The 13,037-nt window shown below is 63.4% G+C and carries 15 protein-coding genes and 1 tRNA gene; 5 read left to right on the forward strand and 11 right to left on the reverse strand.

What is annotated here, in order from left to right:
• Positions 1–18: 18 nt before the first annotated feature.
• Positions 19–426, forward strand: a complete 408-nt coding sequence (locus RFM40_RS15625) for a GNAT family N-acetyltransferase (RefSeq protein WP_320277778.1) — start codon at positions 19–21, stop codon at positions 424–426.
• Positions 427–801: 375 nt separating this feature from the next.
• The gene (locus RFM40_RS15630) at positions 802–2,607 is read left to right on the forward strand and encodes an ABC transporter ATP-binding protein (protein ID WP_320277779.1); all 1,806 of its coding nucleotides are present in this window, start codon (positions 802–804) and stop codon (positions 2,605–2,607) included.
• A 162-nt stretch (positions 2,608–2,769) separates the two neighbouring features.
• Here the strand turns inward: RFM40_RS15630 and RFM40_RS15635 are convergent, their stop codons facing one another.
• The 5 genes from RFM40_RS15635 to RFM40_RS15655 form a co-directional block, all read right to left on the reverse strand.
• Positions 2,770–3,081 carry a PilZ domain-containing protein gene (locus RFM40_RS15635; RefSeq protein WP_320277780.1) on the reverse strand — a complete coding sequence of 104 codons (312 nt, stop codon included), beginning with the start codon at positions 3,079–3,081 and terminating at the stop codon, positions 2,770–2,772.
• Between the two features lie 115 nt (positions 3,082–3,196).
• Complete coding sequence (locus RFM40_RS15640; RefSeq protein ID WP_320277781.1) at positions 3,197–3,685, reverse strand: NUDIX hydrolase; 489 nt, start codon at positions 3,683–3,685, stop codon at positions 3,197–3,199.
• A gap of 192 nt (positions 3,686–3,877) precedes the next feature.
• Positions 3,878–4,378, reverse strand: coding sequence for a xanthine phosphoribosyltransferase (gene gpt / locus RFM40_RS15645; RefSeq protein ID WP_095765134.1), 501 nt, complete (start codon positions 4,376–4,378; stop codon positions 3,878–3,880).
• Positions 4,379–4,591: 213 nt separating this feature from the next.
• Entirely contained in the window at positions 4,592–5,425 is an 834-nt protein-coding gene (locus RFM40_RS15650) for a universal stress protein (protein WP_320218952.1), read from the reverse strand.
• A 72-nt stretch (positions 5,426–5,497) separates the two neighbouring features.
• On the reverse strand, positions 5,498–6,238 hold the full coding sequence (locus RFM40_RS15655) for a competence/damage-inducible protein A (RefSeq protein ID WP_320277782.1): 741 nt from the start codon (positions 6,236–6,238) through the stop codon (positions 5,498–5,500).
• A 318-nt stretch (positions 6,239–6,556) separates the two neighbouring features.
• On the opposite strand from RFM40_RS15655, the gene RFM40_RS15660 reads away from it, so the two are divergent.
• Positions 6,557–6,844 carry a hypothetical protein gene (locus RFM40_RS15660; protein ID WP_320277783.1) on the forward strand — a complete coding sequence of 96 codons (288 nt, stop codon included), beginning with the start codon at positions 6,557–6,559 and terminating at the stop codon, positions 6,842–6,844.
• 176 nt (positions 6,845–7,020) lie between these two features.
• Here the strand turns inward: RFM40_RS15660 and RFM40_RS15665 are convergent, their stop codons facing one another.
• The 3 genes from RFM40_RS15665 to RFM40_RS15675 form a co-directional block, all read right to left on the reverse strand.
• The gene (locus tag RFM40_RS15665; RefSeq protein WP_125002720.1) at positions 7,021–7,260 is read right to left on the reverse strand and encodes a DUF2188 domain-containing protein; all 240 of its coding nucleotides are present in this window, start codon (positions 7,258–7,260) and stop codon (positions 7,021–7,023) included.
• A 31-nt stretch (positions 7,261–7,291) separates the two neighbouring features.
• Positions 7,292–7,570 (reverse strand): DUF982 domain-containing protein, encoded by a 279-nt coding sequence (locus RFM40_RS15670; protein WP_128158923.1) that lies wholly within the window; start codon positions 7,568–7,570, stop codon positions 7,292–7,294.
• A 95-nt stretch (positions 7,571–7,665) separates the two neighbouring features.
• Entirely contained in the window at positions 7,666–8,769 is a 1,104-nt protein-coding gene (locus RFM40_RS15675) for an NADH:flavin oxidoreductase/NADH oxidase (protein ID WP_320227293.1), read from the reverse strand.
• Between the two features lie 279 nt (positions 8,770–9,048).
• Between RFM40_RS15675 and RFM40_RS15680 the strand changes: the two genes are divergently transcribed.
• Complete coding sequence (locus RFM40_RS15680; protein ID WP_320227292.1) at positions 9,049–9,627, forward strand: NUDIX domain-containing protein; 579 nt, start codon at positions 9,049–9,051, stop codon at positions 9,625–9,627.
• A 118-nt stretch (positions 9,628–9,745) separates the two neighbouring features.
• On the opposite strand, the gene RFM40_RS15685 is transcribed toward RFM40_RS15680, so the two are convergent.
• From RFM40_RS15685 to RFM40_RS15695, 3 genes are all read right to left on the reverse strand, one after another.
• Positions 9,746–9,831 (reverse strand) — tRNA-Leu (locus tag RFM40_RS15685).
• 274 nt (positions 9,832–10,105) lie between these two features.
• Positions 10,106–10,771, reverse strand: a complete 666-nt coding sequence (locus RFM40_RS15690; RefSeq protein WP_320277784.1) for an outer membrane protein — start codon at positions 10,769–10,771, stop codon at positions 10,106–10,108.
• Between the two features lie 90 nt (positions 10,772–10,861).
• A complete protein-coding gene (locus RFM40_RS15695) occupies positions 10,862–11,074 on the reverse strand; it encodes a hypothetical protein (RefSeq protein WP_320227290.1) in 213 nt (70 codons plus the stop codon).
• Positions 11,075–11,220: 146 nt separating this feature from the next.
• Between RFM40_RS15695 and ade the strand changes: the two genes are divergently transcribed.
• Entirely contained in the window at positions 11,221–13,032 is a 1,812-nt protein-coding gene (ade, locus tag RFM40_RS15700; protein WP_320227289.1) for an adenine deaminase, read from the forward strand.
• Positions 13,033–13,037: the final 5 nt, after the last annotated feature.

Genomic DNA, 13,037 nt, shown 5'->3' on the forward strand with positions numbered 1-13,037 from the left:
CCAGCCATCAGCTTAGCCATGCCTGACGTTGAAATCAGTTTCGACCAGTCGCGGATCGATTTCCGGGCGACTTCCGACCGTTTGATGGCGAGCTATTGGGGGAGCCCGCGCAGCGATGAGGCGCATCATCGGGCCTTCGCCAACTCGCTTTGCGTCGGCGCCTATATCGATAGAAAGCAGGTCGGCTTCGCCCGCGCGATCACCGACTATACGGTCTTTGCCTACCTCGCCGACGTCATCATCTGGCCGGAGCATCGCGGACGAGGCATCGGCAGGCGGCTCGTGCAGGCGCTCATCGACCATCCAGACCTGAAGACCGTGTCTCACTGGAGCCTCTCGACCAACGACGCCCACAGCCTCTATCAGAAGTTCGGGTTCGAGACCGACGGGCGCTATATGCGACTGGAGCGCAATCCCGCAGCCTGAATGTGCAGGATCGCCACAACCCGCCGTTGTTGCAAATAGTACCAGTGCTTGGACCAGATGTTGTTTTGGGGACAGCCTGCCTTGGCGAGGTAGTGGGCCACCTCTATAAGAGCCTCTCCGCGATTCCCTATCGGGAGGACCGTATGGCAGGATTTGACATCGTTATGCGAGGCCGCGAAGCCTAGGTCTGCGCCACTCCGAAGGCCTTTCGGAGCAAGGCAGGACGTAGGCGAGGCTTTTGCCGCTGCAGGTCGCCGCCTGAAGGGGAGCGGCCAGCCATACTGAACCTCCGCATTCTCTTGGCGCCGTGGCGCTACGCGGGTTTTTCCAATTTGACCTTGCCGGGACCGGGCACGTTCGCGCCCGGATGATATCATGGCTCGTTTCAAGATCGATCTGCGCGCCAGCGCCTTTCGCAGCGTGCTCGGCTTTACGTTCGGCCACTGGCGCCGGCAGCCGTGGCGGCTGTCGCTCATCATGGGCGCATTCCTGCTGTCGACGCTCGCCGACGTGCTGACACCGCTCTACTCGGGGCGGCTGGTCGACGCGGTCGCCAGCAGCGCCGGCGCCGATGAGGTCGCCTGGCAAGCCGCAATGACGGCGTTCTCCATCCTGATCGCGCTGGCGCTGGCCAGCGTCGTGCTGCGCAACGCCGCCTTCCTAGGGATCGTCGAACTGACGTTGAAGATGATGTCGGACATCGCCGCCGACGCCTTCCACCGCGTGCAGCGCTTTTCGACCGATTGGCATGCCAACAGCTTCGCCGGCTCGACCGTGCGCAAGATCACGCGCGGCATGTGGGCGCTCGACCTGCTCAACGACACGATCCTGATCGCGCTGCTTCCGTCGGTTGTCATGCTGGTCGGATCGACGCTGCTGCTCGGCTGGTTCTGGCCGATGATGGGATTGGTGGTCGCCATCGGCTCGGTGCTTTTCATTGCCGTCACCGCGATGCTGTCGCTAGGCTATGTCGCGCCGGCGGCACGTCTTGCCAACAGCTGGGACACGCGCCTCGGCGGCGCGCTGGCCGACGCAGTGAGCTGCAACGCGGTGGTCAAGGGTTTCGGCGCCGAGACCCGCGAGGAGGCACGCCTTGCCACGGTCGTGGCCAAATGGCGCCTGCGCACCGGCCGCACTTGGATGCGCGGCACGCTCAACGGCACCACGCAAGGGGCGATGCTGCTCTTGATGCGGGCCGCGGTGATCGGCCTGGCGCTCATGCTTTGGACGTGGGGCGAGGCAAGTGCCGGCGACATCGCCTTCGTGCTGACGTCGTTCTTCGTCCTGCAGGGCTATCTGCGCGATATCGGCACGCATATCCGCAACCTGCAGCGCTCGATCAACGACATGGAGGAACTGGTCGACTTCCAGTCCGAACCGCTCGGCATCGAGGATCGGCGAGGCGCCAGGCCGATCAGGATCACCGATGGCCGTATCGCCTTCGACAGGGTGACGTTCCACTACGGCAATCATCGGCTGCCGCTCTATCGCGACTTCTCGGTCGAGATAGCGGCGGGCGAGCGCATCGGACTGGTCGGGCATTCGGGATCTGGCAAGACGACCTTCGTCAAGCTGATCCAGCGCCTCTATGACGTGAATGCGGGCCGGATCCTGATCGACGGCCAGGACATTGCGCAGGTTGAGCAGGCATCGCTGCGCAGCCAGATCGCCATCGTGCAGCAGGAGCCGATCCTGTTCCACCGGTCGCTGGCCGAGAACATCGCCTATGCCAGGCCTGGCGCCAACCAGGCCGAGATCGAGCATGCGGCGAAGCTCGCCAGCGCGCACGACTTCATCGTCAATCTGCCCAAGGGCTACGGAACCCTGGTCGGCGAGCGCGGCGTGAAGCTGTCGGGCGGCGAGCGCCAGCGCGTGGCGATCGCGCGCGCCTTCCTAGCCGATGCGCGCATCCTGATCCTCGACGAGGCGACCTCGAGCCTCGATTCCGAATCGGAGGTGCTCATCCAGAAGGCGATGGAGCGGTTGATGGTCGGGCGCACGACATTGGTCATCGCGCACCGGCTTTCTACCGTGCGTGCGCTCGACCGGCTGCTGGTCTTCGACCGCGGCCGCATCATCGAGGAAGGCTCGCATGACGAGCTGATCCGGCTGAATGGCGGCATCTATCGGCGGCTGTTCGAGCGCCAGGCGCTCGAGCTGACCAAGGGGCTTGTCATGTGAAGTGAACGGCACCCGGCTTAAATTAAAGCATGTCTCCCGAAAGTGGGAACCGGTTTCGGGACAAAGACATGCGTAAAATGAAAAACCCAAAGCGCACGGAGCGAATCTGAAAGATCGCGACGCGCTTTAGGCCGGGTGCCTTCCTGCCTTGCAGGCGGACTGTCAGCCGTAATGCAGTTTGGGCTTGGGTTCGGTACCGGTGAACTTGACGCCGACGCGGTCCTTGCGGCGCCAGCGGACCTCTGCCCGATAGGCTACGCCATCGACCGGAACATAGAGCAGGAAACGATCGGGGACGCGCGATTCCGGCGCAACCTTCAGCTCGGCGCCGCCCTCGTTCTGGTTCCGCAAGGTGCAGCTCACCTCGGAATTCTGGATGCCGGTAATGATCGTCCCGCCCTTGAGCACGCGCTGACGGTGTTCGCGCCGGTGTTCGCCGAAGTTCTCTTCGAGTGGTTGAGCGGAGTTCGTCATCAATCGACGCCGTTAGCCGAATCGGCACTGCAGCAATCAACAAAGCACCGAACCTCGCACGCTGCAATGCGCGACCTGCCTGCTAGGCTGTATATGGGATTATATGACGGTGACTTCAGGCGAATTTATGGGGTTCGGCGCAGAAATAGGCAATGATCTGGCAAAGATCGGGCTCGTTGACCATGCGGACGGCCTCGGAGGAGCCGACCCATTTGCGGGTTCGTGCGCGCTTTTCCTTCCAGCGGTCGGCAACGCGGTCGACCTTGAGCGGGAACACCAGGACCTCGCAAGGTACTTCCTCGCCGGACGCCAGGACCTTGCCGTAGAAATAGCGGCCGGCTTCGAGATGCGAGACGATGCCGTGCAATCCCGCTTCTTCGCCCGCTTCGCGGGCGGCGGCTTCGCATAGCGGCTCCCTGGCTTCCGGCCACCCTTTCGGCAGCACCCAACGCCCGGTATCGCGGCTGGTGATCAGCATGATCTCGACGCCGTTCTCATTCTCGCGCCAAGGCAAGGCTGCAACCTGCAGGCGGCACGGCGCGGTGCCGAAGAGCCGCCGGACTCTTTCGGTCATTTGGTTGTGCGTCGTCGGCCTCGTCAACATCGCAGAAGCTGCCCCAGCCTCCAGAATCGTTTGCCACCTTACGAATCCTACGTCGAATTATGGGCTTGAAAAGTAAAAAACTTCACTCGCGAGGGAAAAAGTCGATCTCACGAAGCAGTTGTGCTCATCGGGCACGATTGCAGGGCATGAACGTGCTCTCGCGCGCCGATTCCTTGGAAATATACCTTCCACTCAGCCGGCGTGATCGTCGGCGATCGGCTTCTGGTAGGTGAAGCCCATGTCCCACGGGAAGTAAATCCAGGTGTCCTGGCTGACCTCGGTGACGAATGTGTCGACCAGCGGCCGGCCTTTCGGCTTGGCGTACACCGTCGCGAAATGCGCCTTCGGCATCATGGCGCGCACGATGCCCGCCGTCTTGCCGGTGTCGGTGAGGTCGTCGATGATGAGCACGCCGGCGCCGTCATCGGCGAGCAACGGGGGCGAAATCTCCTTCAACACCTGCAACTGACCCTGGCTGGTGTAGTCATGATAGGAGGCGACGCAAACCGTCTCGATGACCCGGATGCCGAGCTCGCGCGCGATGATGGCGGCGGGCACCAGGCCGCCGCGTGTGATGCAGACGATCGCCTTCCACTGTCCCTTGTTGGCGCCGGACAGCCGCCAGGAAAGCGCGCGGGCATCGCGGTGGAACTGGTCCCAGGAGACCGGGAAGGCTTTTTCGGGAAGGGACATGGTTCGCGCACTCCGTAAGCGCGCGCCGCAGCGCGCAGACACGATGGAATGCAGGCGGAATTAGCCGGAAAGCGCCAGTCTTGGCAAGGTGGCAGCAGCGATGGCTGTGGACTTAAAGCGCGTCGCGATCTTTCAGATTCGCTCCGAGCGCTTTAAGTTTTTGATTTTACGCATGTTTTTGTCCCGAACCGGTCCCACTTTCGGGAGACATGCCTACCTCGACAGGAAGGCCGCAATGTTTGCGCTGCGCAGCACGGTGCGGGTGACACCGCCGAACAGAAGCTGGCGCAGCCAGGAGTGGCTGTAGGCGCCGAGCACCAGCAGGTCGGCACCGGATTCGGCGATCCTCTCCTGGATGATGTCGTCGACGGAGGCTCCGCCCGATTTCTGCACCGAAACACTGACATTGGCGCCGTGGCGGGACAAGGCAGCCGCAATCTCGGCGCCCGCCGCCTCGGGCGCTTCGTCCAGCGTCTCCGGCGGATCGATGACGAGAATGTCGGTCTTGTCCGCCTCGCTGATGAAGGGCAGGGCGTCGAACGCGGCGCGCGCCGCCTCCTTGCTGCCGTTCCAGGCAAGCAGCACGCGCCTGAAGGTGGTGACGAGCGGCCCCGCATGCGGAACGACCAGCACCGGCCGGCCGGCGTCGTAGACCAGCGTGTCGACATCGGCGCCCGGATCGCCACCCGTATCACGCTGCGCGGCGATGATCAGGTCAGCGGCCCGCACGCTCGATATGCCGGTCAGCGCGCTGTCGCCGGAGAAGCTTTCCAGGCTGCGCCATTCGAAGGACAAGCCGGAATCCTCGATGCGTCTCAAGAAGACCGCCTGCAGCTTGTCGGCGCGCTCCTTGTTCATCTCGGCCGAGACCTGGAGGAATTCCGTATCGGGGAAACCGGTGGCCGACGTGTAAGGGACCGGAAGCGCCTCCGCGTGGATGCCGATGAGATGGCTCTCGAACCGCTCGGCGAGCGGAATGGCGCAGTCGAGCACGCGCTCGGCGTCCTGTTCGTTCTGCAGAATGGCGACGATGGTCTTGAAGCGCATGACGTCCCCCTCAATGGCTGGCACGAAAGTGCTGTGCCAGAAACGTCAGTGGACCCTTTCTGGTTCCGGGGATCAGCTTGCGGCCGACAAGCCTGCCACCATGGCCGCCACGTCCTTGCGCGCGACCTCGAGAGCCTCTTGGCTGCGGGCGCGGACCACAAGCTCGGTCCAGAACTTGCCGTCGCCATATTTCGGGTAGGAGCCGATGATGGTGTCGGGATGCGCCCTCTGGATGTCGGCCAGCGGCCCGCCGATCAGGCCTTCGCCGAACGGGCAGTGCACCGTAGCCGACAGCATCTTGGTGCCCGCCTTCAGCGTCGGCACGACATTGTCGAGCATCGCCTGGAAAATCGACGGCACGCCGGCCATCACGTGAACGTTACCGATGCGGAAGCCGGGCGCGATCGATACCGGGTTGTCGATGTGGTCGGCGCCGCGCGGCATGCGCGCCATGCGCTTGCGCGCTTCGGTGAATTCGATGCCGCGCTGGGCATAGCTTGCTTCGAGCATGGAATAGGCCTTGGCATCGTATTCGCAAGGCACGCCGAAAGCCTTGGCTATCGAATCCGCAGTGATATCGTCATGCGTCGGGCCGATGCCGCCGGTGGTGAAGAGGTAAGTGTAGCGAGTACGCAGGGCGTTCACGGCGGCGGCGATCTCGTCCTCCTCGTCGGGAACGATGCGCACTTCCTTAAGATCGATGCCGATCGCCGTCATGATGTCGGCGAGATAGCCGATGTTCTTGTCCTTGGTCCTGCCGGAGAGGATCTCGTCGCCGATGACGAGCATGGCGGCGGTGACGATTTCAGGCATGGCTCACTCCGGCTGCAGGTCGCCTGAGATAACGCGGCGGGCAGCCAGCCGCAATGCGCAAGCGGGTGGGGCGCTTGTGGAGCCGGAACGCGTTGCCGCCTTCATCCAACGCGTCGCTGCACGTGCGTTTGCCGGGCGTGACCTGAATTTCGACGGCAATCACGCCAAGTCGAATGTTCCGGCGGCTCACGGCTTCGTCACACGAACGTGTCACACATCTTGCGCCGCGCCGATTTTCTCTTGGGAACTTTGTGCCCAACCCAGGGTTTCATTCGCGTCGCCGTCAACGCTTCGGCGATCAACCAAATGGAGTATCCGATGCTTATGAAAGTTCTTGCAGCCTCCGCGCTCGTGCTGGGCATGGCAACTTCAGCAATGGCGCAGTCCTCGGACATGTGGTCGTGGTGGCACCACGATCGTCCGGTCTCGAACGAACGGGTAGTGCCGGTCGATCCTTACACAACCGGCAGTATCTATTCAGGCAGCGAGGCCTCCGGCCTCAACAGCCTTGGCAATCCCGGTCCCATCGGCCCATGCGCCTCGGACACGGCCGGGCCCGACGCCAATGCCGGGATGAACGTCAACGACCAGTATTGCGGTAAGTAGTCCATGTGCCAGCGGGCGGCCGATGTCAAAGCGCGTCACCCCCTGAAACGGATTCAGGCGACACGCCTTAAGTCTCTGTTTTGCATGTCATCCTCCCAAAACCGCTGCGCACTTTTGGGCGACGTGCATGAAGGCTGGGACTTCGTCGGTCGCGGCGCTGGAATGATACGACAGATTTAATCCGAGACTTCGGTCTGCGGGCGATCGCGGCCGTCGGCCAGTTCGTCATGCCAGACACCCTCGGAATCCTCATACTGGATGCCGTCCGTGGCGCCGGCGACCTGCTGCTCGGCCGAGGCAATTTCGGCGGCGCGCAACGCGTCCTGGTGGGTAGGGAATGTTTCTGAAAAAGTCGAGCCGACCTTATAGGCCCAACCGCCATCATGCTCGACGATCTTGTAAGTCAGTTTCGCCATGGAATCCTCCGGTCGAGAAACCCCTGCTTGCTCAATGCAGCTTTCCGTCGGGCAACCTGTCCTCGGGAACCAGCACTTCGGATTCCTCGGCTGCCTCGATCAACGCGCGGCGTGCGTCCGCCGTCGAACGATACCCTTCCAGCGCCTTAAGGCAAGTGTCGAGAGCATCACGATGCCGCTGGCCGCGATTGAGCGGCCAAACGGTCATCAGGCACTCGGCAGCCTCGCGGGTGCTGCTTATCTGGCGATATTTGCCGACATGGCCGAGCTCGACCACCACCGGCTTTTCAAATGGCTTGCTGTCTGTCATGGCCGCCAACGCAAAGCGGCCAATTTGGTTGCAATCGTGGCGGCAGGCCTGCGCCCAAAGGTCTCAGCCCCTGCGTCACCTGTGGAAATGGCCACTCAGCCGGCAGCCTTCATCCAGTGGCGCATCGTCGTCACCGAGCGCGCCAGCTGCGGCGCCGGGCGGATTTCCTCGCCAAACGTCGCCGCCGCGCGCCAGCCCCAGCGTGGATCGGCGAGGAAGGCGCGCGCCAGCGCGACCATGTCGGCACGGCCATCGGCGACGATCGTCTCGGCCTGCTTCGGATCGTCGATCAGCCCCACAGCGCGCGTCGGGATGCCGGCGCCGTTGCGCACGGCTTCGGCCAGATGCACCTGGTAGCCGGGTCCGCTGGGCAGCTTCTGCAGAGGCGAATTGCCGCCGCTGGAGCAGCAGAGATAGGCGACGCCTTCCGCCTTCAGCGCCTTGGCCACTTCGATTGCCTCTTCGACATCGAAGCCGCCCTCGACCCATTCCTTCACCGAAAGGCGCGCGCCGAGCATCATGTCCGGGACAGCTTTTTTGACCGCCCGGGCGATCTCGACGGCGAAGCGCATGCGGTTTTCCAGCGAGCCGCCCCAGCGGTCGGCGCGCTGGTTGGAAAGCGGCGACAGGAACTGGAAGATCAGATAGCCGTGCGCGGCGTGCAGTTCGATGAAATCGAAGCCGGCGCGCTCGGCCCGCTTGGCTGCCTCGGCGAAACGCCCGATGACTTGTTGGATTTCTTCTTCCTCCAGCGCGTGCGGTACATTCCACCCGGCGTCGTAGGCGATGGCCGAAGCCGAAACCGTTTGCCAGGGATCCTCGCCCGGTTGCAGGGGCCCGCCGCCTTCCCAAGGCTTCCTGTTGGAGGCCTTGCGGCCGGCATGGGCAAGCTGGACGCCGAATTTGGTATCCGGCGCTGCGACGCGCCTGGCGGCATCGAGCGTGCGCTTGGCCGCTGCCTCGTTATCCTCGGAGTAGAGGCCAAGGCAGCCATGCGAGATGCGGCCGCGCCGTTCGACGTCGGTCATCTCGACGGTCACCATGCCGGCGCCGGACATGGCCAGATTCATCCAATGGTGGAGATGCCAGTCGCTGGCGGAGCCGTCCTCGGCCGAATACTGGCACATCGGCGCCACCGCGATGCGGTTGGGAAAGGTAAGGCCGCCGAGGGCGATCGGCTGGAAAAGCGAAGATGTCATGAAACGGGCTCCTGGGAGAGATATCGCTATCTAGGCAGCCGCGGGGCCTCGCGCCAGACACGAGCCGGTGAAAGTCCTGCTGGACCAGTCGGTTTCCAGGATTGCGCAGGCGCCTGTTCGCCGATAGAGCGGTTCTCCGTTTCGCGGAAACGGAGAACCGCTCTATCTCTTTGTTTTGATGCAATTCCGGACGGAGGGCTACGGCGAAGGCGCCGAGCCTAACCGTTTCGCACTTTTCCTGGAATTGCTCCAACCCTTGCCGGCAGCACGGAGTCCACCATGGAAGATCGCGTCCGTATCCGCTCTGAAGAAGTCCTGTCCGACGACTGGGCGGTGTTGAAGAAGACGGTGCTCGACTATCGCCGCCGTGATGGGCGCTGGGAAACGCAAACCCGCCAGACCTACGACCGCGGCGACGGCGCGGTCATCCTGCCCTTTGATCCGCAGCGCTCGACGGTGCTCCTGGTGCGGCAGTTCCGCTATCCAGCCTATGTCACCGGCCATCGCGAGCCGCTGATCGAAGCCTGCGCCGGCCTGCTCGACGAAAACGATCCGGAAACCTGCATCCGCAAGGAAGCGGAAGAGGAGCTCGGCTACCGGCTGAAGGACGTTGAGCGGCTGTTCGCGCCCTATATGAGCCCCGGCAGCGTGACGGAACGGCTCTGGTTCTTTACCGCGCGCTATTCGCCGGCCGACCGCATTTCCGACGGCGGCGGGGCGCCGGAAGAGGGAGAGGACATCGAGGTCCTGGAAATGCCGCTCGACGAGGCGCTGGCCGGCATTGCCGACGGCCGTATCGTCGACGCCAAGACCATCATCCTGATCCAGCATCTGAAATTGAACCCGATCATCGGCTGAGCTGCAGTCTTCCTTCCCCAGGCCTGAGACACTCCTTCGCATAATGAACCAGGGGTGGCCTGCCACCCGAAGCTCTTCCTTCGCCAAGGCTTCGGAGGACTCGTCGAAGAGCGAAGGGTGGTGCGGACGACGGGAATCGAACCCGTACGATCAGAGATCGAGGGATTTTAAGTCCCTTGCGTCTACCAATTCCGCCACGTCCGCAGGCGAGCCCTTTTCAGATGCCAGCCGGCGGCCGTCAAGCCATGTTTAAGGGCGCGCCGTCATCCATGAGAACGACAGCGCACAGCTGACGGCAATTGGCAGCTTTTTCGCTTCGGCACCCAGCGATGGATCGGCTAGTGGCGCGATCACGGAATTACGGATTCCGCGTCGGACGTTAGGGTTGTCCTCGCGGTGGACTTGATCCGCCGCGGCCGGCGTCCATCAGGCCCTACCCATTCCCCCCGCCCCCTGCGGGCGCCGGCCTTCATTCCTCTCAGAACTTATAGCTGAAGTTCACGCCAAGTGTGTGCAGCTTCACGTCCTGATCACGGTCGGAGAAGTCGTCGGGGACGTCGAAATGCTCCTTGCCGAAATCGTAATAGCGGTACTGCGCGCCGACGACGATATTGTTGCTCAGCGCATAGTCGACCCCGGCGCCGATCGTCCAACCGGTGCCGGTGCGTGTCTTGGCGAAGCTGGTCCCGGCATCTTGCGAGGTCTCGATACCGGCGAAGGCGACTCCGCCGACGCCGTAGATCAGCCAGCGGTCGACTGCCAGGCCGGCCTCGGCATTAATCGATCCGAGCCATTTGATCTCGGTGCCGACAGAATTTCCGGGTTCGAGCAGGGCCGAGCCGTTCATCGAGGAATAGTTGAGCTCGGCCCGCACGCCGATGACCGCCTGGTTGAACTGCCATAGGCCGGCGACATGGCCGCCGACAAAGCCGCCGTCGAGATCGGGCGAAGCGCCGAACGGCTCGCCTTCCGTGCCGGAAATATCGGAGGACCCCCAACCATAGCCGGCCTGCAAGCCGGCATAGTACCCCGTCCAATCGAAGCCTGGTGCGGTCATGGGCAAATCGGCGCCTGCGTCCGCGGCCAAGGCCGGCCCGGACAGCAGGATGAGAAAGCCGGCACTGGCAAGCGTCAGGCGACGCATAGAGCGCTCCGAATGGCGGTTTCGAACGACTCCTTGGCACAACCTAGCGTTTTTCGCTGCAAAACGGAATTGCATACCTGCAACAGTGGTTTACGTCGGTGGATTGCGCACGCGATCTTCCAGGTCGCGCTGCTTCCGCTCGGGCGAAGCCAGCCGGCTGAAAGCGTATTCGGCAAGCAACGAGCCGGCGATGAGGATGGCGATCGCCGCCGCCCATGCCCAGAACGAATGCAAGGTGAAGAAGGCCAGGCCGGCGCAACATGCCGACAGCACGAAAATTGCGAACCGGATCGTTTGTGCCATCTTCCGCGCCCCGAACGGTGGCCAGAGCCTCCAGTTTAGGCGATTTTCGCCCTGCCGGAGGAGATATCTGCCTTAAAAACAAACCAGTTTTGCCAACTGGTCAAAACCGCGCCCGCTTGGCACAGTCGGGCAAACAGGAGTTTTTCATGGCGAGCCGCACCAATCCGACGAAACCCAAGCCCTGGACCGAGCTGGCGACGCATCTGGTCGACGTCGCGATGGGGCGCAAGCCCGCCGATCTGGTCATCCGCAACGGGCGCTGGGTGAATGTGCATTCCGGCGAGATCATCCCCGGCACCGACATTGCGATTGCCGCCGGCCGCTTCGCTTATTGCGGGCCGAATGCCGGCCACGCCATCGGGCAGGGGACCAAGGTGGTCGATGCCGGCGGACGCTATCTGGTGCCTGGCCTCTGCGACGCGCACATGCATGTCGAGAGCGGCATGGTGACGGTGACGGAATTCTGCCGCGCGGTGATCCCGCACGGCACCACCTCGATGTTCATCGATCCGCACGAGATCGCCAATGTGCTAGGCTTGCCGGGCGTTCGCCTGATGCATGACGAGGCCGTCGCGATGCCGGTCAACGTGCATGTGCAGATGCCGTCCTGCGTGCCTTCGGCGCCCGGCCTGGAGCATGCCGGCGCGGAGCTCACGGTCGCCGACGTCGCCGAGGCGATGACCTGGGAGAACATCATCGGCCTCGGCGAGGTGATGAATTTTCCGGGTGTCGTCGCCAACGATCCGGTGATGTCGGGCGAGATCGCCGAGACGGTCAAGGCCGGCAAGACGGTCGGCGGCCACTACGCTTCGCGCGATCTCGGCCTGCCGTTCCACGGCTATGTCGCCGGCGGCGCCGAGGACGACCATGAAGGCACGCGCGCTGAGGATGCGACCGCCCGTGTGCGCCAGGGCATGAAGGCGATGCTGAGGCTGGGTTCCGCCTGGTACGACGTCGCGGCGCAAATCAAGGCTGTGACCGAAGGCGGCATCGACCCGCGCAACTTCATCCTGTGCACCGACGACAGCCATTCCGGCACGCTGGTCCGTGAAGGCCATATGGACCGCGTGGTGCGGCACGCCATCAGCCAGGGCCTGAAGCCGGTGACGGCGATCCAGATGGCGACGCTCAACACCGCGCAGCATTTCAGGCTGGAGCGCGAGATCGGCTCGATCGCGCCGGGGCGCCTGGCCGACCTTTTGATCGTTTCCGATCTGGCCCAGATGACCATCGACGAGGTCTACGGCCGCGGCGTCAGGCTGGCGAAGGCCGGCAAGCTCGAAATCGATATCCCGGCCTATGATTATCCGCCAACGGCGAAGAGCACGGTCAAGCTCGGCAAGAAGCTCAAGGCCGCGGATTTCGACATCGCCGCGCCTCAGGGCGCCAACGAGGTGCGGGCGCGGGTGATCGGCGTGATCGAGAACCAGGCGCCGACGCGGGCGCTCGAGGCCGATCTGTCGGTCGAGGACGGCCTGGTTGCCATGGATCGCCGCAACGACGTCTGCCAAATCGCCCTGGTGGAACGCCACAGGGGTACCGGCGGCGTCACCAACGCCTTCGTCTCCGGCTTCGGCTACATGGAAGATTGCGCGATGGCCTCCAGCGTGGCGCATGACGCGCACCACATCATCGTCGTCGGCACCAACAAGGAAGACATGGCTTTGGCCGTCGACCGGCTGGGCGAGGTTGGGGGCGGTGTCGTGCTCTACTCCAAGGGCAAGGAACTGGCGCTGGTCGAAATGCCGATCGCCGGGCTGATGTCGGACGAACGCGCCGAGATCGTCGCCGCCAAGGCGGAGCAACTGACGGAAGCAATGCGCAAGGTCGGCTGCTCGCTCAACAACGCCTATATGCAGCATTCGCTGCTGGCGCTGGTGGTCATTCCGGAACTCAGGATTTCCGATGTAGGCCTGGTCGACGTGACGACATTCCAGAAAGTCGATCTATTTGTTTGAAGCGC

Origin of the sequence: Mesorhizobium captivum (assembly GCF_033977165.1) — a bacterium.
Classification (GTDB): Bacteria; Pseudomonadota; Alphaproteobacteria; order Rhizobiales; family Rhizobiaceae; genus Mesorhizobium; species Mesorhizobium captivum.